This window comes from Thermosipho africanus Ob7, assembly GCF_003351105.1.
Lineage (GTDB): Bacteria > Thermotogota > Thermotogae > Thermotogales > Fervidobacteriaceae > Thermosipho > Thermosipho africanus.
Genome location: NZ_NKRG01000009.1, coordinates 22,477 through 44,681 on the forward strand (window position 1 = coordinate 22,477; position 22,205 = coordinate 44,681).

The following is a 22,205-nucleotide window of genomic DNA, read 5'->3' on the forward strand; positions in this document are numbered from 1 at the left end:
ACTTGGAGGTAAAATATGCTTTTTTACATAGCCTTTTTGATTATCTCTTTATATTTTCTTTTAAATAAGAATAATGCTTTGCTTAAAAGTAATAAAAAGATTGGTTCTAATTACAAAATCTCTGTAATCATTCCTGCTAGAAATGAAGAAAAAAATATTGAAAAGATTTTAAATAGCGTTAGAAATCAGACATTAAAGGTACATGAAATTATAGTTGTAGATGATGCATCAGAAGATAATACAGCAAAGGTTGCAGAAAAATTCCAAGAGGTTAAATTGATACAACTTGAAGATTCTCCAAAGCAAGGTTGGAATGGAAAATCATGGGCTATATGGAATGGATATATTAATTCATCAGGTGAATTGCTTTTATTTGTTGACGCTGATGTTGAACTTGAAAGAGAAGCTATTGAAACTTTAGTTGAAAAGTTTATCAAATACAAAGGACTTATTTCTGTATGGCCTTATCAAAGATTTGAGAAATTCCATGAACACTTTACTTTAGTTTTCAATCTTGTGATTATTTATTTGAGTAATCTTATTGGTACTTTTTCAAGAAAACCAAAAGGAGCATTTGGACCAGTAATTTTAACAAGTAGAAAAGATTATGAATTTGTTGGAGGACATAAGGCAATAAGAGATAGTGTTTTAGATGATATAAAGCTTGGAAAACTTTATTCAAAGAGTAATATAAATGTGAAAAATTTTCTTGGAGGAAGATACATAAAATTTAGAATGTATCCACAAAATCTTAGGCAACTTTATGAAGGATTTAGTAAAAATATGGCGTCTGGTTCAATTAGTGGAGGTTTTTTTAATTTAATAATAGCGATTTTATGGACCTTTGGAATTTTTAGTGCGCTTTTTACATTTGATAGATATTTTGTCTACAGGTATTTCTCTGTTGTTGTTTTTTTGTATTTGCTTTCAAAGAACTTAGGTGATTATAAATGGTATGATTACATCTTTTTTCCTATACATCTTTTGTTTTTTGCTGTTACTTTTTTTAACTCTCTATATAGAAAGCTTTTTTTACATAGTGTTGTTTGGAAAGGAAGAAAGATAAATGTTTGAATTTTTTATTGTCATTTTACAATTTTTATCAGGTTCAATGATGTATTCTTATCTTTTGGGGAAAATTTGTGGTGTTGACATTAGAGTTTTAGGTGACGGAAATCCAGGCGTTTCAAATTTATGGAAAATGAAAGGATGGAAATTTGGACTCATTGGACTTTTTTTAGATTTTTCAAAAGGTTTTTTCCCTGTTATTTTATTTAAAGATCATTTAAATTACTGGGTTTATATTATTGCTTTATCTTTTTCTGTTTTAGGGCATGCATTTAGTCCATTTTTAAACTTTAAAGGTGGTAAAGCAATAACTACTAGTTTTGGTGTTTGGACTGCTGCAACTATTTGGAAAGCACCAATTATAATGGGGAGCGTATTAGTTATTTTAAAGACCATTTTTAAAAATAAAAAGTCTTCTGATTTTGACTTTTTGATTTTTTTGTTTGGATTTTTATCTTTAATTCCTTATATTATGTATGAAAAGAGTTTGTATTTATATTATTTGTATTTTTTTAATTTTTTTGTTGTTATTTTAAAGCATAGAAAGGAGATAAAAAATATTTGGAGGGATTTACTTGGAAGAATATAGAATAAGAGATTTAGAACATCTAAAGCAATTATGGGAAAAAACTTACAATACTGATGGGAAACCTGATTGGTCACATCTTTTACCTTATTATGATGACAATATTCATTTTAGAGATTCAATTCAGGAAATATATGGATTGAAAGATTTTAGTGAGATGGTAAAGAGGTTAACAAAGCGTTCCAAAAAACTTGAAATGAAAATAGTAAATGCTGTTCAAAATGGCAATATTATGTTTCTAGAATGGGAAATGACTATACTTTTTAAAAAAACAAAAACATCGGTAGTCTACGGTGCAAGTAGGGTAAAGTTAAACGATACAGGAAAGATAATTGATCAAAGAGATTATTATGATCTTTGGGGAGATATATTTGATAATATACCATTTCTTGGAAAATTATATCGAAAATTTATGAGGAAGGTGTTTGGATAGATGAATAAAATAAGGCAGTATTGGAAAGAGTACAAGTGGTCCAATGTTTTTCAAATGATTAGGAATATGAAACAAGAGGTTAAAAAATGCGAAAAAAGAGCCGATGGTAAATTTGTAGTAATTACAGGTGCAACTTCTGGAATAGGTTATCATGCTGCTATGAAATTTGCTTCAATGGGGGCAAATTTGTTAACAATTAATAGAAACAAAGAAAAATCAGAAAGATTAAAAGAAGAAATTTTAAATAAATATCCTGTAGAATTTGATTATTATATATCAGATTTGAGCATTTTGGAGGATATTTACAGAGTTGGAGAATTTTTAAACAAATTGGATAAGGATATTGATATTTTGATACACAATGCTGGTGTTTACAATACAAAGAAAAGGATAACAAAAGATGGTTTTGAAGAAACTTTTGTGGTCCATTTTATTGCACCGTTTATAATAAATAACATGCTTTTGGAAAAATTTAATAGGCAAGGAAAAGGAAGAATAATTTTTGTAAGTTCAGAGGGTTATAGATTTGCTGTTTGGGGTCCGAACCTTGATGATTTGATGTTTAAAAGGACAAAATATTCTGGTTTGAAGGCATATGGTTCTGCAAAAATATGTCAGATTTTAACCATGCATATTTATGCAAAGTTGTTGAAAGGCCCTACCATAATAGCGATGCATCCAGGTATGGTGAGGAGTAACACTGGGCGTGACAACGGAAAGTTATATAAAATTTTTAAGAAAACTTTAGATAAGCTTTCCGATTCGCCTGAAATTTCAGCTGAGGCTTTATATTATCTTGGAGTTTCTGAAGAGCTTGAGAATGTTACTGATAAATTTTATCATCTTACAGTTGAGGAGGAATTAACTCCTCCCGCAAGGGATATGGAAGTTGCTGTAGAATTATGGAAAAAAACTTTGGAATTAGTAAAATTTTGCGAGGTGGTAACATGCAAGAACGAGAAGTTATTGTTGTTGGAGGAGGAATTTCAGGTTTAACTTCTGCAGTGTATCTTGCAAAAGCTGGAAAAGACGTCTTACTTATAGAGAAAAATGAGAAATGTGGAGGTTTATTTAACTCTTTTGAAAGAGAAGGTTTTAGATTTGATGGTGGAGCAAAAGCAGTTGTTAATTCTGGGCTTATAAAACCTATGATAGAGGAGCTAGGTATTGATTTAAAATTTTTAAAAAATCCTATAACTTTGAGAGTTGAAGACAGACAAGTGATTGTTAATGATGAAGAGAGCATTAACGAATATTCAAATATATTAAAAGAACTTTATCCTCAAAGTTCGATTTACGTGGACAATATAATAAATGAAATAAAAAAGATTATATCTTACATGAAAATTTTATATGGTGTTGATAATCCACTTTTTAAGAAAGAAAATGTATTTTTGAAAATTCCTGGATTTTTGATATATATCTTTAAATTTTTAAATACAATTTTTAAGATAAATGCCCTTCAAATGCCGTATGAAGATTTATTAAATAAATTATCAAAAGATCAATCATTAAATGATATAATTGGACAACACTTTTTTAAAAACACACCTGCATTTTTTGCATTAAGTTATTTTGCGCTTTTTAACGATTATTTATATCCTGAAGGAGGAATGGGGAATTTAAGTTGTAAAATAGCTCAGAAAATTTTAGAGCTTAATGGAGAAATTAAATACAATACAAAGATTGTAAAGATTATACCTGATATGAATCTAATTGTTGATGAAGAAGGTAATGTGTACAAATACAAGTATTTGGTATGGGCAGGAGATTTGAAGTATTTTTATAAAAACATAGAGGGCAACGATAATAAAATCAGAAAGTTAAAAGAAAAAATTCTAAATTCAAAAGGAGCAGAGTCAGTATATAATGTATATCTGGCCGTTGACAAATCTCCTTTAGAATTTTCAAAAATTGCCTCGGGCCATATTTTTTATACTCCTGAAAGAAAAGGGCTTGGAATTTTAAGAAATACGTCTGAAATATTAAATAATTGGGATAATCTTAGCAAAGAAGAGAAAATTAATTGGATTGAAAAATATTGTAGATATAATACCTTTGAAATTTCAATACCATCTCTCAGAGACAAAACAGCATCGCCTGAAAGTAAAACGGGTATAAATGTAAGCTTCCTTTTTGATTATGAGATTACTAAGAAAATATCTGAGGAAGGTTGGTATGAAGAGTTTAAAGAAAAAGTTGAGGATATCGTTTTAGAAATTTTAGAAAAACTTTATGGAGATTTGAGAAATAATCTCATATTTAAATTTTCAGCAACTCCTTTAACTTTTGAAAAATATGCACTTACTTCTGAAGGATCAATTGTAGGTTGGTCTTTTGAAAATGAAATTCCCGTGGAAAATAAGATTATAAATCTTTCAAGATCGGTAAAAACACCTTTTAAAAATATTTTTACAGTAGGAAAGTGGGTAATTAGTCCTGCCGGTGGTCCTACTGCTATAATGACTGGAAGAATTGTTGCAAAAATAATAAGTAAAAGGTGATAAAATGAAAAAAGTTGTAATTGTGGGTGGAGGTATCTCGGGTTTAACTGCGGGGTGTTTTTCACAAGGAGATATTACAATTATAGAAAAAAATGAAAAATGTGGTGGCCTCGTTAATTCTTTTGTAAAAGATGGATTTAGATTTGAGGGAGGAGTTAGAGCACTTTTAAACTCAGGTATAATTTTTCCAATGCTAGAAAAATTAAACTTGGCATTAGATGTTTTGCCTAACTATGTTTCTGTAGGTGTTGAAGATAAAATTATTGATGTTAAGTCTAAAGAAAATATAAAAGACTATGAAATAATGTTAAAATCACTTTATCCAGAAAATACAAATGAGATTTCTAATTTTATAAAAGTTGTTAAAAAAATGGTGGATTATATTGAAATACTTTATAGTGTAAAAAATCCTCTTTTTGCAGACAAAAGTGAATACTTCAAATATCTCCCTTGGATTTTAAAAGCGTTAAAAGTTTTTATGGCAATGAAAAATATGAACATTCCTGTAGAAAAATATCTGAAAAAATTTTTCGAAAATAATTCTTTGATAGATATCATAAGCCAGCATTTTTTCAAAAATATTCCAGCTTTTTATGCATTGAGTTATTTTTACATATATACGGATTATTTTTATTTAAAAGGTGGTCTTGGGACTTTTCCAAAAAAACTAGAAGAATATTTTTTGAAGGAAAAGGGAGAGATACTTTACAATACAAAGGTTGTTTCGGTTGATGTAGAAAAAAAGGTTGTTTTAGATCAAAACGGGAAAAAATATCCATACGATATATTAATTTGGGCGGCTGATTTAAAAGAGTTATATAAGATGGTTAATTTGACAAGCAGAAAGTTTTTGAAAGAAAAAGAAAAAATTTTAAATGGAAAACCGGCAGAATCTGTTTATACGCTTTATTTAGCAGTTGATGTTCCACCTGAAGAATTTAAAAGAATTTCTCATGGTCATTTTTTCTATGCACCTTGCAAAAAAGGTTTAGGAGATATTCATAGAAAAGAGATAAAAAATTTAATATCATATGGTACAAAAAAGGATATATTAAATTGGATAAAAAGATTTGTAAAGTATAATACATTTGAAATATCAATTCCAGTTTTGAAGGATGAAACTGCTGCCCCAAAAGGTAAGACTGGAGTTATTGTAAGTGTGCTTCTTGATTATGAAATAGTAAAAAAAGTTTATGATGAAGGTTGGTATGAAGAATTCAAAGAGAAAATGGATGAAGCTTTTATAGATGTCCTTTCAGATTCAATATATCCGTTTTTAAAAAACAATATACTCTTTAAATTTTCATCTAGTCCAATTTCAATACAAAATTATGCTAATACAAGTGATGGTTCTATTATAGGTTGGGGGTTTGAAGAAAAAGCGCCTATAAAGAATAATTTTCAAAAAGCTGCCTTAACATCTATTCCACATGTTTACAAAGCGGGAAAATGGGCCTATACTCCATCTGGAGTTCCAATGGCTATTTTAACTGGAAAGATAGCCAGCAAGTATACTTGGGGGGTATATTAGATGATTAAAAATCAATGGTATATAGTTATGTCTTCAAAAGAATTAAAAAAAGGAAAATTAGTTGGAGTTACAAGATTTGGCGAAAAATTGGTGTTTTGGAGAAGTAAAGATGGTAGAGTAAACTGTATTTCAGATATTTGTTGTCACAGGGGAGCTTCTTTATCCCATGGGAGATTATTAGAGAATGATAGAATAATGTGTCCTTTCCATGGATTTGAATATGATACAGATGGTAAAGTAAAAGTGATTCCAGCCTTTGGAAGAAATGTTGAAGTTCCTGAAAGGTACAAAGTGAAAAAATATTACACCTATGAAATAGCTGATTTTATTTGGGTTTGGTATGGTGATGGAGAACCAACTCATATTCCAAAATATTTTGATGATATATCTGAAGAATTTTCATATAGTGAATTTACACAAGTTTGGAATGTTAATTATACCCGTGCGATTGAAAATCAACTAGATGTTGTTCATGTTCCTATAGTTCATTACAATACTATTGGAAAAGGCAATAGAACAGTTGTTGATGGCCCAATAGTGAAATGGCAAAATGAAACAATGTTTTACTTTTACGTTCACAACCGGGTAGATGATGGAACACCTGCAAAGAAACCTGATGAGATTGATATAAATGATATTAGTAAAGTTTATTTAGAATTTAAATTTCCAAACTTTTGGCAAAATCATATTCTTGATAAATTGAGAGTTACTGCTGCTTTTGTTCCAATTGATGAAGAGCACACAAAAATTTACTTGAGATTTTATGTTGCTTTTACAAAAATAAGGTTTATTAACAAAATTATAAGCTCCATTGGTAATATTTTCAATAGAATAGTATTGAATCAAGATAGAAGAGTTGTAGAAACTCAAATTCCTAAAAAGACGGAGTTAAAAATGAATGAAAAGCTTATTTTAGGAGATTTGCCTATAATTGAGTATAGAAAGAAAAGGGAAGAATTAAAACTGGGAAATGGGGATTGATAATATTTTAATTTATCATCCAGAAAGTTACCATGGAGAAGGTAAAAAAAATTTTTTTGAAGGTTGGTATTTTAAAAACACAAGCTCAAATGGCTCATATGTCTTTGCTATTATACCTGGAATATCAATTGGAAGTGATTCCCATTCTTTTATCCAGGTAATTGACAATAGAGGTTATTCAAAATATTTCAGATTTGAATTTAGTGATTTTAAATTTTCGAATAAACCGTTTTGGGTTAAGATAAAGGACAATTATTTTTCACTTGAGAAAATAAAGATCAATCTTGAAAACTTTGAAGGGCAATTAATATTTAAAGGTTTAAAACCATGGCCTGTAAGTATATTTAGCCCAGGAGTGATGGGGCCTTTTGGATTTTTAAATTTTCTTGAGTGCTATCACGGAATTCTTAGTTTTAATCATAAGGTGAGAGGGTATTTAAAAGTAAATGGAAAAGAGATAGATTTTAATAATGGAAAAGGTTATATTGAAAAAGATTGGGGAATTTCTTTTCCAAAATCATGGATTTGGAGTGCATCAAATGATTTTGAGAAAGATGAATCAATAAGTATATCAATAGCAACCGTACCTTTTTTTAGAAATTATTTTGTGGGATTTATTATTGGATTGTATGTTAGAGGTAAATTGTATAAGTTTACTACTTACAATGGTTCAAAAATTAAAAATTTAGAAATATTTGAAGATAGAATTTTCTTAACTGTACAAAAGAGAAAATATAAGATGAATGTTGAAATTATTAAATCAGAAGGAAATATTTTAATAGCTCCAAGACAAGGAGAAATGGTTGAAAGAATAAGTGAAAGTTTGAACGCAAAAGTTAAAGTAAAACTTTACAAAGGCAATGAGCTTTTATTTGCCGGAATTGGAAAAAACGCAGGTTTGGAGGTAGTTGGGAATATAATTGATGATATGAAAATTAGGTTATAAGGTTATAAAAAATTTCCAAGATGTTTTTTTATATTTAAATTAAACTTGATAGCATATACAATTGGTAAAGTTGTTTTTATTTGTAAACTTTATATCCTAGAGATTTAGTTTTTTCTTCTTAGATTTCATTTCATACATTTTTTTATCAACAATTTTAATATTTTCTTCTAAACTTTTTTCATGATCAAAATACATTAGGCCGTAAGAAAAATCAACTTTAAACTCAGAATTTAAAATCATTTTTCTTATTCTTTGAATTACACTTTCAGCGTTTTCAATATTTAAATCATATAGTAATATTAAAAATTCATCTCCGCCGTATCTTATTATAATGTCATCCTTTCTTAAAACCATTTTTGCAGTTTTTACAAAGTTTTTGAGTACTTTGTCTCCGTATACGTATCCATATTTATCGTTTAAGTATTTAAAATTATCTAAATCAAGAAAAATTACAATTTTATATTTTGACTTTTCTTTAGAAAATTTAATGTTTTTATTAAGAGCATCAAATAAATAATTTCTATTATATGCTTTTGTTAGTGGATCAATTATTGCTTTTTTGAATTTTTCTTTGCTTGATTTATAGAGGATTTGATATTCATTTTTGAGTTTAATACTAATTGAAATTAAGAATGCAAGTATTTCAAATAGATGAAAGTCTTTTAAGCAGAACTTATTATTCCCTTCCTTTTCAAATAAGACAGCCCCAAAGACATTTTCTCCTATCCTTAAAGGTATCCCATATATTGAGTAAGGTTTGTTAATCACTTTCATTAATTTATATTCTTCGGGTAATTTTAATTCCTCTGAGTTATTTACGTACAACTTTTCTCCAGTATCTGATATGTATGAAATTAATGTTTTATCCTTAATTGTGAAGTTTTTAAATTTTTTATCTCCTATTTTTCCATAAATTATATTAATTGAGCCATCAATCTTTCTAATTCCAACGACTAATGAGTCAATTATATTTTGACTGGAAAGAAAATTAAAGAAATAATCTACAAGTTCATATGTTGAAGTATCCGAGGTTGTTAAATTAAAAAATTCTTCAGGAATTTTATAAATAGAACTTATTAATTCATCTGTATATTCCTTAATATTTAATATTACGTTTGTTATCAATAACACAGAATAAACAGTTGTCTTATTCTTTTCTCTTCTAAATTTGATTTTATAAAATTCATTTGAAAGGAAAATGGTAGTTTCATATTCAAAGAGTTTTTCTTCAAAGTTTACTCTAAACTTTTCAAAAAATTCTTTTAAAAAAGGATATTTATTAATGTAGAAATTTATCTTTTCAAAAGAAAAATTTCTAAAATCATTTACATCTATTCCATGCTTTTTTAATAGTTCCATTAATGGCTTGTCACAGTATAAAATTCTGGAATTTTTCCAGATTATAACGTTAGAATCTTTCCTTGCAGTATTATAAATAAGTTTTGTTAATTTTATAATTCTAACAATATAAAATAGTAATGAAATTAAAACGAAGGTTAAAATAAACAAAAAGATCAACATTATTCTTTCCCCTTTTAATATATAATATTGATCCTTCCCAATAATTTTTATTTACCTTTTAAGTTATAGTTATTTACTCAATTAATATTATATCACAAAAACCATATTTTTCTTGTTGTTACTTTTGTTAACAAAAAATTTACATTAAAATTTTGAACTCCTCCATATGTTATCAGTCTAAATATATGACTGATAAAAGAAAAATTTTTCGGAGGTGAGATATATGAGATATTTAGATGAAAGGATGCAAGAATTAGTCCAGCAAGCAGCAGAACGCTTATCTCAAAGAAGGCAGAACCTGTTAAAACCCGAGCATGTACTATATGAAATTCTTCAAGATGAAAACATTCAAAAAATATTTGAAGCTTTAAATGTACCTACTGAAGAAATCGAAGATAGGTTAGAAGAATTAATTGAAAGCCAATATGGGGTTTACTACGGTTCATCTTCTGGTGTTTATATGTCAAATGAGCTATCTAGGATTTTTGAACTTTCAAGAAAAGAAGGTAAGTTATTAGGTTCAAGCAAAGTATCACCAGTTCACTTTTTGTTAGCTGTTCTTAAGGATGCTTCAACTCAATGTGCAGCTATATTATCAAAGTACAATGTAACTTATGATTCGGTTTTAAAAGCGGTTAAAGAGCTAGCAGACTCTGGAGAAATTGATGGTGAAGGAAATGTATTAGCAAAGTATACCACTGATTTAACAAAGCTTGCAAAAGAAGGTAAACTTTCACCAGTTATTGGAAGGGAAAAAGAAATTGAAAGGGTAATTGAAATTCTTTCAAGAAAAACAAAGAACAACCCAGTCCTTATTGGAGATCCAGGTGTTGGAAAAACTGCAATTGTTGAAGGCCTTGCTCAAAGAATTGTTGAAGGTAAAGTTCCTGAGAAGCTGAAGAATAAAAAAATATTAATGCTTGATTTAGGGAAAATGCTTGCAGGAAGCAAGTACAGAGGAGAATTTGAAGAGCGTTTAAAGAAAGTAATGGAAGAGATTAAGAAAATGAAAGATAATGTTATTCTTTTCATTGATGAGTTACATACCATTGTTGGAGCAGGTGCAGCAGAAGGTGCAATGGATGCATCAAATATGCTTAAACCAGCACTTGCAAGAGGAGAACTTCATGCCATAGGTGCAACTACACTTGAAGAATATAGAAAACACATTGAAAAAGACAAGGCTCTTGCAAGAAGGTTCCAACCAGTACTTGTTGAAGAACCAAGTGTAGAGGAAACTATAGAGATATTAAAAGGATTGCGCGAAACATATGAAAAACATCATGATATTAAGATAACAGACGATGCTATTGAAGCTGCTGCAAAGCTTTCAGCAAAGTATATCCAGGACAGATTTATGCCAGACAAGGCAATAGATTTAATAGATGAGGCAGCTGCAAAAGTAAGTTTGAAAAATAGTGATCCAAAATTGACTGAGTTGAAAGAAAAAATAAAATCTTTGAGTGAAAAAATAGATGAACTTACGATTAATTCACAGTATAAAGAAGCTGCAGAGATGAAGCAGCAAATGTACAAAATGCAGCAGCAATACGAAGAACTCGAGAAAAAGTATGGTTCAAGAGAAGTAACACCTGAAACTGTCGCAAAGGTTGTAGAATCTTGGACTGGAATTCCAGCTACAAAGATGATGGAGTCTGAAAAAGAAAAATTATTAAAATTTGAAGAACTAGTCCATCAGAGAATGGTAGACCAAGAAGAGGCTGTAAAAGTAGTTGCTGATGCAATAAGAAAAGCAAGAGCTGGTATAAAAGATCCAAATAGACCAATAGGAACATTCTTATTCCTAGGACCAAGTGGTGTTGGCAAAACTGAACTTGCAAAAACAATTGCTGAATTACTCTTTGGCTCTGAAAACGCACTCATAAGGATTGATATGAGTGAATACATGGAGAAACACTCAGTTGCAAGACTTATAGGTGCACCTCCAGGATATGTTGGTTATGATCAAGGTGGTCAATTAACCGAAGCTGTTAGAAGAAAACCATATAGTGTGATACTCCTTGATGAAGTAGAAAAGGCACATCCTGAGGTATTCAATGTACTCTTACAAGTCTTTGATGATGGTAGACTTACTGATGGTAAAGGTAACACAGTTGATTTTAGAAATACAATAATAATCATGACAAGTAACCTTGCAAGTGATAAGATATTGAGAAAAGTAGAAGCTGGAGTTGATTTTGAAAAGATAGAAGAATCTGTACGTGAAGATTTAAAACACTACTTTAGACCAGAGTTCATAAATAGAATAGACCATGTAGTGATATTCAAGCCATTGACAAAAGAGCATATGAAAGAAATTGTAGAAAAATTAGTTGCAAGGCTTGAAAATAGATTAAAAGAAAAGAATTTAAAGATAAAACTTACAGAGAAAGCAAAAGAATATCTAGCAGAAAAAGGTTACGATCCAGCATTTGGTGCAAGACCACTTAGAAGGTTAATAGAGAGAGAAATTGAAACACCACTTTCGGTAAAAATAATTGCTGGAGAAATTGCAGAAGGAGATATTGTTCTAGTTGATGAAGAAAATGGAAAATTGATTGTAGAAAAAGAAAAAGAATTGACAAAATAGAATGTGGCTCCAAGTAGGAGCCACTTTTTTTTATTTTAAAATTGAAAGTGGTATAATAATTTCAGGAGGCGAAAGTATGGAAAAAGCAAAGAATTTTTGTCTTCCTGACAAAAATGGTAAAATGCATTGTTTGGAAGATTTTAAAGGCAAATGGGTTGTATTGTATTTTTATCCAAAGGATAATACTTCAGGTTGCACAAGAGAGGCAAAAGATTTTTCGCAGCTAAAAGAAGAATTTGAAAAGTTAGGAGCAGTTATTATTGGTATAAGTAAAGACAGTCCAAAATCACATCAAAAATTTGTTGAAAAACATTCTCTTTCTATTCTTCTTTTAAGTGATGAAGCTCACAAAGTTATTGAAGATTATCAGGCTTGGGGTAAGAAAAAGATGTATGGAAAAGAATATTTTGGAGTCATTCGTAGTACCTTTTTAATTAATCCAGACGGAAATATAGTAAAGGTTTGGAGAAATGTGAAAGTAAAGGATCACGCAAATGAAGTTTTAAAAACTTTAAAAGAACTTTTATAATGGTATAATATTATTGATAAATAAAATAACGTGTATTTTGATTAATTTTGTGAATTTTTGCACTAAAAAAGGGGGTGTTTTTATGACAGATATTACTGTAAGAACTGTTATGGCAATTTTAATTGATAACAGGGAAAAGGCAGCAACAAAAGTTCAAGAACTTTTGACAGAATATGGATGCTATATTAAAACAAGATTGGGATTACATGAAGGTGTTCCACAATATTGTTCAAACTCAGGACTTATCATATTAGAACTTGTTGATGATGAATCAAAACATGAAGAACTCAAAGAAAAGTTAAATCAAATTCCAGGCGTAAAATGTGATTTAATGAGATTAAGGTTTAACTAAAATTTAAGCCTCGGGTTTTCCGAGGCTTAAAATATTATTTGAAAGACGCTTATAAGCATTCCAAGTGGTATTCCAAAAATTTCTACGTATCTTAATTCTCTTCTTGCAAGTTTTAGTGTGACTTCTTCCATTTCTTCCAAAGAATAGCTTTCTATCTTTTCCTTTATTATTTCTTTGAAAGATATTTTTTCAAAGAATTTTTCAACTAAACAAATTATTCTATTTTCATATTTTGTAAAAATATCTACTAACAATTTTTCTATGTCTAGACCAAGATAGTTTAATAGTTCTTTTATGTCTATTTTTCTTTCTAATATATTTGAAACTTTTTTAACTGTGAAATCAAAGATATTGCTTTTTAGGTTGTGGATAAGATTTTTAAATTGCTCAAATGTTAAAAGATCTTCTATCTTTTTATTGTTAATCTTTTGTTTTATAATTTGCTTTAAACTGTTATAGATTTCACCTTTTTGTTGTATGTCGTTTTTAACATCATTAAAGAATTTATCAATCAATGGTTCAACAAAAGAACCTATAGGAATAAGTGGAATTTTAATTTTTGAAATTAGAAATTCTTTAACTTTTTCCTTCAAAGAATCATCTATAAAATTATCAATGTTGTTAATTAAAATCTCTGATGTGTCAATATTGAGTTCAGATAAACTTTTTTCCTTTATTAAATTCCAGAGCTTTTCCTCGTCAATTTTTTCAAAAATGGCTTTTGTTATCTTTTTTTTCTAATTCTCTGTCGTTTGTTATATTCTTTAGTGGTGGTATTACTAGTTCTTTTGAGTTTGGAAATTCAATTATAGAATTTAAAAAGTTTTCTTTGTTTTTTTCTATAAACTCACGCAATGACTTTGGATTTATAAACTCTTCTTCTATTATCTTTGAGGTGCTATTTGCTATTTCATCCCTTTTTTTTGGGATAACTCCTTGAAGTCCAAGAATTTTTCTTTTCGGATTAAAAAGCATCCATATTGCAAGGATATTTGTAATATACCCAACAAGCCCTCCTATTGACAAAAGTCCAATTATTTTAAAGGCAAAGATATTAGAATTTGTATATATATTGTAACTTACTATGTAAGTTAAAAGTAGAATCCAAAATAAAATATCTTTTGCAAGCTTTTTAATCATATAATTCCTCCTTTCAAATAAATTTTAGTGTATATTTAATTTTTTTCAAGTCTTTAATGATAAAATAATGTTGAAGGGAGATGAAATTATTAAATTACAAAAGTATTTGCAAATGTGTGGATTTGCAAGGCGAAAGGCGGATCAATACATAATTGCGGGTAGAGTGACAGTTAATGGAAAAGTTGTTGACAAACCTTGGTTTGATGTAAAAGATGATGATATTGTAATGCTTGATAATAAAAAATTAAAGATAAATCAGAAATTTGAATATTACGTTCTTCATAAGCCAAAAGGCTATGCAACAACTTTATATGATCCAAAGCAGAAAAAGACAATTAAAGAATTGATAAAACATATAAAAACACCAGTCAAGCCCGCTGGAAGGCTTGATAAAGACGCGACGGGAGTTTTGATTTTAACAAACGATGGTAAATTAATAGATATTCTCACAAATGCAAAGTATGGAGTAAAAAAAGAATATATAGTTAAAGTTTCTGGCAGTGTAAGTTTTAATGATTTGTTGAAGTTAAAGAAAGGAATATACGATGAAAGGGATTTTTTAAAACTTGAATATTTCGATATTTTAGAAAAAGGTTTTGATTATTCAATTATAAAAGTAGTGCTTATTAAAGGTAAAAAACATGAGATAAAGAGACTTTTTAAATCAATAGGTCATAAAGTGCTTGAGCTAAAAAGGATAGCACATGGACCTATATCTATTTCAATTGTTCCAAATGAAGGAGATTTAACTAAATTAAAGGGAAAAGATCTAGAAAGACTTTTAAAGCTAAAAAAGGGGGAGGAAAAATAAATGACAGTACTAGTTGCAGGTGGAGCAGGCTACATAGGTTCACACGTTTGTAAGATGTTAAGAGAAAGGGGATATGATGTTGTAGTAATTGATAATCTTTCTCATGGGTATAAAAGTTTTACAAGGTATGGAGAATTTGTTCTTGGAGATATTTCAGATGAAAATTTATTGGACCTTGTATTTAAGACGTATAAAATAGATGCGGTAATGCATTTTTGTGCATATATAGAAGTGGGAGAGTCTGTTGTTGATCCTAATAAATATTACCAAAACAACGTTTCAAATACTCTTACTTTATTAAATTCAATGTTAAAGCATGATGTTAAGTACTTTATTTTTTCTTCTACTGCTGCTGTATATGGAATGCCACAAAGAATACCAATTAAAGAGGATGATCCAAAAATGCCAATTAATCCATATGGTAAAAGTAAATATATGGTTGAACAGATCTTGGATGATTTTGATAGAGCATACGGTTTAAAAAGTATAAGGTTTAGATATTTTAACGCAGCGGGTGCAGATGAATCATTAGAAATTGGAGAAGCCCATGAACCAGAGACTCACCTAATTCCTTTAATTTTAGATGCTGCACTTTCTGTAAGAGATAGTATAAAGATTTTTGGAACGGACTATGAAACAAAAGATGGAACTTGTATAAGGGATTTTGTTCATGTAAATGACTTGGCCGATGCACACATTAAAGGCCTTGAGTATTTGATTAGTGAAAAGAAAACCGATTATTTTAATCTTGGAAGTGGTTCTGGATTCTCAGTTCGTGAAGTTATTGAAAAAGTAAAAGAAGTTACAAACGTAGATTTTAAAGTTGAAGAAGTTGATAGAAGACCAGGAGATCCAGCATACCTTATTGCAGACAACACAAAAGCAAGAAAAATACTTGGATGGGAGCCAAAATACGATCTTGAAAAGATTATTCAAACTGCATGGAATTGGCATAAAGTTTTAAGGAAAAAGTGAGGCGATATTTATGTCTGTATTAGAAGAAATTAGAAAGGATATAAATAAAAATTATTTTATATCCGCATCAGCAGGAACTGGAAAGACATTTACAATAACAAATTATTATGTGGAGATACTGAAAAAATATGAAAAAGAAAATTATCCAGAGATAGTTGATGAAATTGTAGTTGTTACTTTTACAAGAAAAGCGGCAGCAGAAATGAAAGAAAGGATTGTGAAACTTGTCAACGAAGAATTTTCACAGTCTAAAAATAAAGAGTATTGGTCAAAAGTGAAAAATAATTTGTCAAGAGCCATAATCTCTACAATAGATAGTTTTTGCCAGAGAATTTTAAGAGAGGAAAATATTAATGCAAAGATTGATCCAAGCTTTTCTATAATAAGCAATGCAAAGATGGAAAAATACATTGAAAGAGCTGTTTTTTTAACGTTGAGATATGTATTTCAGTTGTTTGATTTTGATGAAGTTAGTATAACTTGCAATATACCTAGTGAAAGAAAAAAGCAGATTAAAAATTATCTTGAAATTTTAAAAAGATACAAAGATGAGATAAGAAAATTGTTTGTAAATGAATATAAAGATCTTAACAAATTTATGGAAACTTTGAAAGATGTTCTTAAACATTGGAGAGCTGAGATGAAAAGGGCCTCTGTGCCTGAAAAGTTGTTTAGTATTGATGAAATAAGGTCAAAGAGTCTTGAAGTATTTAAGTACATGCTTCTTATTTCAAAAGAGATATATGAAGGATATACAATAGATAATTTTGAATTTGATTTTAAGGCGGTCCTAGAAAAGACATTGGATTTTCTTGAACAAGATGAGATGAGAAAAAAATATCAAAAGAAATTTAAGTACATCATTGTTGATGAATTTCAGGATACAAATTATCTACAAAAAGAGCTTTTTGATAAACTTCATGGGGAGGATAATTATTTATTCTATGTTGGTGATAGAAAACAATCAATTTATAGGTTCAGAAATGCAGATGTCTCTGTGTTTTTAGAAACTCAAAATGAATTTGAAAAGCGTGGAGAAAAAGTCCTTGCACTCAAGGAAAATTACAGATCTAATTATATCTTAGTAAAATACTTTAACTTTATATCCGAAAAAAAGATATTTAGCAAGACTATAATAAAAAATTCTAAAAATGAGGAAGTAGATGAATTTGAAGTGTTTAAGACGATCTCTCCAGATTTATACAACAAACTTTGGTATAACAAAGAATTTGATGAATCAATTCCTATGAGAGTATATGATGGAGAGATTCCAGCTTTAAAGGATAAAAATTCAAGAATAAAATACGTGTTGGTTGATAATGGTGGTAAAAATAAAAAAGAAAGAGAAAAAAGTGAAGCATTGGTTGCAGCGTATATAATAAAAAATCTTGTTGGTAAAACTATGACTGTAAAAGAAAAAGATAATTATGTAAAGAGAAAGATAAAGTATTCAGATTTTGTTATTCTTAGATCAACTCTTAGTAATCAAGAAGAGGTATACAAGAATGTTTTTAAAAAATTTAATATTCCACTTCACGTTGTTTCAAGCAAAGGTTTTTTCGAAAGGCTTGAAATAAAGGCGCTTTTAAATGCTTTGTATGCTGTACAAAACCCAAATAATGATTTTTACTTTACACAATTTTTCTTTTCACCACTGGTTCTTGGAAAGTTTGGAGATTATGTAAAGATTGTTTCAAAAAATACTCAATTAAAAAAAGAGGGAATTTCAGATGAATCTCTTTTTCAAACAGCTAAAAAGATTAAATTTGATGATGAAAAAGTAAATAAAGCAATTGAAGTGCTAGCGAAATACTCACAACTTAAATACTTTATTAGGCCTGCTGAAGTTTTAAAAGGGCTTGTAAGAGAGCTAAACTACTTTGAAAAACTAGTCTATTTTGAAGATTTTCAAAACGCAATATTAAATGTAAAAAAGCTTATTTTAGATGCATCAGCTATTGATCAGATGGCAGAATCGTTTTCACAACTTGTAAAGTTAATTGAAAAACTTTCTTTGGAGAATGAATCTGAAGCAGCAACGGAAGATGAAAATTCAGATAGTGTAAAACTTATGACAATACATGCATCAAAGGGACTTGAATTTAAGATAGTGATTTTGGGGGATATTTATTCAGAAGAGAAAAAATCTAATAGAAATGTAATGTTTTCAAAGGAAAGAGAAACGACATATTACATTTTAAGAAAATTTTTTGATGATTTAAAACAAGAAACAAAGCATGATGAAAGAATCTTTGAGGCAATAAAGGAATTTTACAAAGATGGAGTATACGACAAAACAGAAGATAGAAGAAAGCTGTATGTTGCTATTACAAGAGCCTCTGAAATGTTTATACCGATTATATTTAAGGACTCTAAAGATAATACATTGGCAAATTATCTGAAACTTTCAGATCAGGAAAAAGAAGAATTAAAGGGGTTAATTGGTGATTTTGAGGAAGTAGAAATTGACGTTGAAAAAGATATAAATTTTGATGAAGAAAGTACAAAGCAAGTATTTGAAAAGAAGGATATACCGCAAGTGCACCTTAAAGACTTAAATGGACTGGCGTATAAGTCTTATATTTCACCGACTACTTTGTATGGATATCTTGGAAATGAGAAAGAGGCAAAAGAAGAAGATATTTTACTTTTATTTGATGAAAAAACTTCTGAAGGTTCAGATATACACAGAAAACTTTCTTCGGTAAATACTATTTCTCAATTAAGATACCTTGAAGAGGAAAAGATTTTAAAAGTGAAAATTTCAGATAAGTTGGAATCACTTTTTAAAGGAGCAAATGTTATTTCTGAATGGAGAGTTGTAAAGCCATTTTTTGTAAATGATAGAAGATACATGCTTTTTGGAATTCCTGATAAGGTTTTATTTAAAGGCAATAAGATATATGTTCTTGATTTTAAAAACGTTGACTTTAAAAATTCAAAAAATATTGAAAAATACAAATTTCAAATAAAGTTTTATATGTATCTTTTAAGAGATTTTGGCGCACCAGAAAAAGGATATATTATTTCTACAAAAACGGGAGAATTTATAGAAGTTAGCCTTGAAGAAAATTTTGAAGAAAAAATAAAAGCTGCAATTGAAAATTTTGAATCTTGCAAGAAGGTGAAAGCATGAAAAAGGCCATAGTTGTTAATATAGATAAGGGTCATTTTGATTATATGGCTAATGAAATGCTAAATTATTATGATCCATTTTCATTTTTATTCATTGGCCCCACCGGATATTATGTTAGACAGATATCAGATAAATTTTCTCAGAAATTTGGTAAAGCTATTAACAGAGATGCTTTTAGAGTTATAAATCAGTACGTTGTAGAAACCCTTCTTAGAAATAATATGGATGCGGTATTCTTTGATAGGGATTTCTTTAAAGCTTTTATAGCACAAAAGATAGAAGAGTATGAAAATTCAGCCATTGATGATGATAGTTACAGAGAGTTTATAAAAATTGTTTCAAAGTCAAAGGGAATTTTAGAATACATTCTTGATTTATTTGAAAAGGCATGGGAAATGCGAAACTCAACTTTTGAAAAATTACCGCCCTATTATATGGAGATTAATGAGCTTTTAAATGTTGAAAGTAACGTTTCAAGACTTGTTAATGAGTTGTTAAAGGATATAAGTTTAACTCTTCAAAAGAGTGAAATAGTATATGACTCAATTACTTCGTATAAATGGTACGTTGAAAATGCAAAGTTTGTTGAATCAAAACGAAAAACACTTGTTGTAAGTGGTTTTTTTGATATAACACCTATCTTGAGACAGGTTTTAAAGGAAATGTTTAATCATTTTGAAGATGTTTATTTTTATGTATGGAGAAAAATAGATGATAGAGCTTTTAGTCAACTTGATATGATATATGAATTTTTAATCGAAAATGGATTTGAGATTGAAGATTGGAAAACAGAAAAATTAAATTTAAAGGAGAAAACAGAAGTAGTTGGATACAAGAATGTTATAAGTGAAATTGTTAATGTTAGTGGAAAAGTGAAAAAACTGATTCTTTCCGGGGTAAATCCTTCCGATATTGCTATAGTTGCTCCTAATATTCAAATAGCAAAACAAATTGCAGAAAAATTAGATGAAATGAAAGTTCCATTTAATCTTTCGATGAATGTAAAACTTTCAGAGAGTAAAGTAGTTAAGATGATTCTACAACCATTTAAGACAAAATATTTCGGGTATGATTTAGAAAATATCTTTGCAACTTTAGAAACACCATTTGTAGATACATTAGGGCTTACAATGGATGAAATTGAATCATTGTTTAAGGAATTTTCTATTGAAGAGGGAGATTTTTCAAAAAGTATAATAGAAAAAATAAATGAAAGAATTAAAGAATTGGAAAATGTTGAAGATGAAGATGTAATGCAGCAAGTAGAAGAAAAGAAAGAAGAGTATTTAAAGTTTTCAAAGGTATTAGAGAATTTATTTGGTTTGTTTGAAGAGATAGATAAAAATATAAATGGTGATTTTCTTGTCTTTCTTAAAAAATTTATTAAAGAAAAATTTTTGGATAAATTTGAGGTTTTTAATAATGAGGAATATATAAGCATAATCCAAGAGGAAATTAGTGCTCTGTACAAATTTTCTGAAGTTATAGATAACCTCTTGCAGTACAACATGGGTAAAACCTCGTGGAGGAATATGTTTAAAATTTTAACAAGTATTGTAAATGCTGAAAACTACAGGCTTTCTCCAAGAAAGGAAAATGCAGTTGATATAGTGGATGTTCAAATTGCCCGATTTGTAGAAAAAGAATACAAATTCTTTGTAAGTGCGGTAGATGGTGTTTATCCTAGCTTTAATGTTAATCCGCTTATCTTGCAAACACTTTCAGAACCAAACAAATTGAAATCTTTTAATGAAGAAGTAGAAAGGCGAAATTTTGTACTTTCACTTATATTTTCTTCTCATAACTATATTTCGTATCCTAAGGCTACACTCTCAGGTGATCCTGTTGTCCCATCTATATACGCAGCAGAATTTGGAGAAATTAAAGAAGAAAGTGATGAAAGATATATTTTGATTGATCCAGAGATGATCTTTTCTGAAGAGGATAAAAGGATATATGAGGCATATTTTGGAGAAAATAAATTGATATTAAATGAAAAATTTAAAAGTGATGCGGAGATAAAAAGGTTAAGTCATAGCAGAATTTCAGATTATGTAAGCTGTCCATTATATTATTATTTTAAACATGTTGCAGGAATAAGGTATTATAGCCAAGATAAATCAAATCTTTATAAAGGAATATTGTATCATAGGGTGCTGAAAAATTACTTTGAAAAAGAGATTTCATTTAATAAAGAAAAGATAAAAAATTATGTAGAAGAAGCATATGATGAAATATATAAAGAGGAATTTGATAGGTATAAAATTCCAAGAGAAATAAATATAGAAGAGTTTACTCAAAAATTAGAAGAATTTATCGAAGGACTTTTCAGTGAAAGTTATCTAAAGATTGGAAGAAAAATTTTAGAGATTAAGGCAATAAAGTCTTTGGAAGAGGTGTATAAGACTCATAGTTTATTTAATAGAACTGTGGAGTTTGAAGCAAGGATTGATAGGATAGATGAACTTAAAGAAAATTATACAAATTTTGTTGGTAAAAAAAGTTCTGAAGTTAGTGATAATATGGAAAAAATTGACAAAAAAGCTTATGCAATAGTTGATTATAAAACAAAAGTTATCGATTATAAATTAATTGAACAATTATTATTGTATGATTATGTAATAAGAGAAAATAAAGGTTCTTATATTAGCCTAGGTGAAGCAGATTTTGATACTTATCTAGTATTTTTAGGTATAGATGATAAAAAATCTTACTTTTTAAAGAGAGAAGACAATAGTTTGTATATTAAAAGAAAAGGTAAGGCAGCTGGCTTTGATAAAGTAGATTATAGCTTTTTTAAAGAGTGGGTAGAAAGTATATTGGATAAGATTCTTTCTGGCGAATTTAAACCAATTTTTGTAGAAAGAGAATTAGAACCATTTTTGAATTATTTGGTAAAGAATAATTTTGAAGTTAATACAAGTAAAGAAAAAACATGTACAGGGTATTATAAGTGCGAATATTCTGAGGCTTGTGGGGGATTTGAAGTATATAAAGATATAAAATTAGCCAAGTAGTTTTTTTCTTTATTGTTAACAAAAAAGCACAAAAAAATTAAATTATTGTTGTTTATGTGTTTTGTTGTTATAATTTAATGTAACA

18 protein-coding genes are annotated in these 22,205 nt (G+C 28.8%); 15 read left to right on the plus strand and 3 right to left on the minus strand.

All coding sequences use genetic code 11. From position 1 onward, the window contains the following. Window positions 1–15: 15 nt before the first annotated feature. From OB7_RS08720 to OB7_RS08755, 8 genes are read left to right on the plus strand one after another with little or no spacing between them, the layout of a single operon-like run. Window positions 16–1,074, plus strand: a complete 1,059-nt coding sequence (locus OB7_RS08720) for a glycosyltransferase family 2 protein (protein ID WP_114703082.1) — start codon at window positions 16–18, stop codon at window positions 1,072–1,074. Further along, on the plus strand, window positions 1,067–1,657 hold the full coding sequence (locus OB7_RS08725) for a glycerol-3-phosphate acyltransferase (RefSeq protein ID WP_004104590.1): 591 nt from the start codon (window positions 1,067–1,069) through the stop codon (window positions 1,655–1,657). Before OB7_RS08720 ends, OB7_RS08725 begins: the two co-directional genes overlap by 8 nt. Then, window positions 1,644–2,087 carry a nuclear transport factor 2 family protein gene (locus OB7_RS08730; protein WP_012579740.1) on the plus strand — a complete coding sequence of 148 codons (444 nt, stop codon included), beginning with the start codon at window positions 1,644–1,646 and terminating at the stop codon, window positions 2,085–2,087. Before OB7_RS08725 ends, OB7_RS08730 begins: the two co-directional genes overlap by 14 nt. Next, entirely contained in the window at window positions 2,088–3,083 is a 996-nt protein-coding gene (locus OB7_RS08735; protein ID WP_004104593.1) for an SDR family NAD(P)-dependent oxidoreductase, read from the plus strand. It begins immediately after the preceding gene. After that, entirely contained in the window at window positions 3,035–4,591 is a 1,557-nt protein-coding gene (locus tag OB7_RS08740) for a phytoene desaturase family protein (protein WP_114703083.1), read from the plus strand. Before OB7_RS08735 ends, OB7_RS08740 begins: the two co-directional genes overlap by 49 nt. Before the next feature lie 4 nt (window positions 4,592–4,595). Continuing rightward, window positions 4,596–6,122 carry a phytoene desaturase family protein gene (locus OB7_RS08745; protein ID WP_012579743.1) on the plus strand — a complete coding sequence of 509 codons (1,527 nt, stop codon included), beginning with the start codon at window positions 4,596–4,598 and terminating at the stop codon, window positions 6,120–6,122. Next, window positions 6,123–7,103: an aromatic ring-hydroxylating oxygenase subunit alpha gene (locus tag OB7_RS08750; protein ID WP_004104595.1), complete on the plus strand. Its 981-nt coding sequence runs from the start codon at window positions 6,123–6,125 to the stop codon at window positions 7,101–7,103. Further along, a complete protein-coding gene (locus OB7_RS08755) occupies window positions 7,093–8,049 on the plus strand; it encodes a tocopherol cyclase family protein (RefSeq protein ID WP_012579744.1) in 957 nt (318 codons plus the stop codon). Before OB7_RS08750 ends, OB7_RS08755 begins: the two co-directional genes overlap by 11 nt. 96 nt (window positions 8,050–8,145) lie before the next feature. On the opposite strand, the gene OB7_RS08760 is transcribed toward OB7_RS08755, so the two are convergent. Next, window positions 8,146–9,570 (minus strand): sensor domain-containing diguanylate cyclase, encoded by a 1,425-nt coding sequence (locus OB7_RS08760; RefSeq protein ID WP_114703084.1) that lies wholly within the window; start codon window positions 9,568–9,570, stop codon window positions 8,146–8,148. 223 nt (window positions 9,571–9,793) lie between these two features. On the opposite strand from OB7_RS08760, the gene OB7_RS08765 reads away from it, so the two are divergent. The 3 genes from OB7_RS08765 (at window position 9,794) to OB7_RS08775 (ending at window position 13,041) form a co-directional block, all read left to right on the plus strand. Next, the gene (locus OB7_RS08765; RefSeq protein ID WP_012579746.1) at window positions 9,794–12,160 is read left to right on the plus strand and encodes an ATP-dependent Clp protease ATP-binding subunit; all 2,367 of its coding nucleotides are present in this window, start codon (window positions 9,794–9,796) and stop codon (window positions 12,158–12,160) included. A 76-nt stretch (window positions 12,161–12,236) separates the two neighbouring features. Continuing rightward, window positions 12,237–12,689: a thioredoxin-dependent thiol peroxidase gene (gene bcp, locus OB7_RS08770; protein ID WP_012579747.1), complete on the plus strand. Its 453-nt coding sequence runs from the start codon at window positions 12,237–12,239 to the stop codon at window positions 12,687–12,689. Between the two features lie 82 nt (window positions 12,690–12,771). Continuing rightward, window positions 12,772–13,041, plus strand: coding sequence for a CPF_0552 family protein (locus OB7_RS08775; RefSeq protein WP_012579748.1), 270 nt, complete (start codon window positions 12,772–12,774; stop codon window positions 13,039–13,041). A gap of 26 nt (window positions 13,042–13,067) precedes the next feature. Here OB7_RS08775 and OB7_RS08780 read toward each other — a convergent pair whose 3' ends face one another. After that, window positions 13,068–13,634, minus strand: coding sequence for a DUF445 domain-containing protein (locus tag OB7_RS08780; protein ID WP_041427187.1), 567 nt, complete (start codon window positions 13,632–13,634; stop codon window positions 13,068–13,070). 115 nt (window positions 13,635–13,749) lie between these two features. Next, window positions 13,750–14,181 carry a DUF445 family protein gene (locus tag OB7_RS08785; protein ID WP_114703086.1) on the minus strand — a complete coding sequence of 144 codons (432 nt, stop codon included), beginning with the start codon at window positions 14,179–14,181 and terminating at the stop codon, window positions 13,750–13,752. Between the two features lie 67 nt (window positions 14,182–14,248). Here OB7_RS08785 and OB7_RS08790 point away from each other — a divergent pair, with 67 nt between their 5' ends. The 4 genes from OB7_RS08790 to OB7_RS08805 are packed head-to-tail and all read left to right on the plus strand — an operon-like array spanning window position 14,249 to window position 22,120. Further along, window positions 14,249–14,992, plus strand: a complete 744-nt coding sequence (locus OB7_RS08790; RefSeq protein ID WP_012579749.1) for a pseudouridine synthase — start codon at window positions 14,249–14,251, stop codon at window positions 14,990–14,992. Further along, window positions 14,993–15,967, plus strand: a complete 975-nt coding sequence (gene galE / locus OB7_RS08795; protein ID WP_004104635.1) for a UDP-glucose 4-epimerase GalE — start codon at window positions 14,993–14,995, stop codon at window positions 15,965–15,967. Window positions 15,968–15,977: 10 nt separating this feature from the next. Next, window positions 15,978–19,103, plus strand: a complete 3,126-nt coding sequence (locus tag OB7_RS08800) for a UvrD-helicase domain-containing protein (RefSeq protein ID WP_012579750.1) — start codon at window positions 15,978–15,980, stop codon at window positions 19,101–19,103. Next, window positions 19,100–22,120 carry a PD-(D/E)XK nuclease family protein gene (locus OB7_RS08805; RefSeq protein WP_012579751.1) on the plus strand — a complete coding sequence of 1,007 codons (3,021 nt, stop codon included), beginning with the start codon at window positions 19,100–19,102 and terminating at the stop codon, window positions 22,118–22,120. The genes OB7_RS08800 and OB7_RS08805 overlap by 4 nt, the downstream gene beginning before the upstream one ends. The last annotated feature ends 85 nt before the right edge of the window (window positions 22,121–22,205 follow it).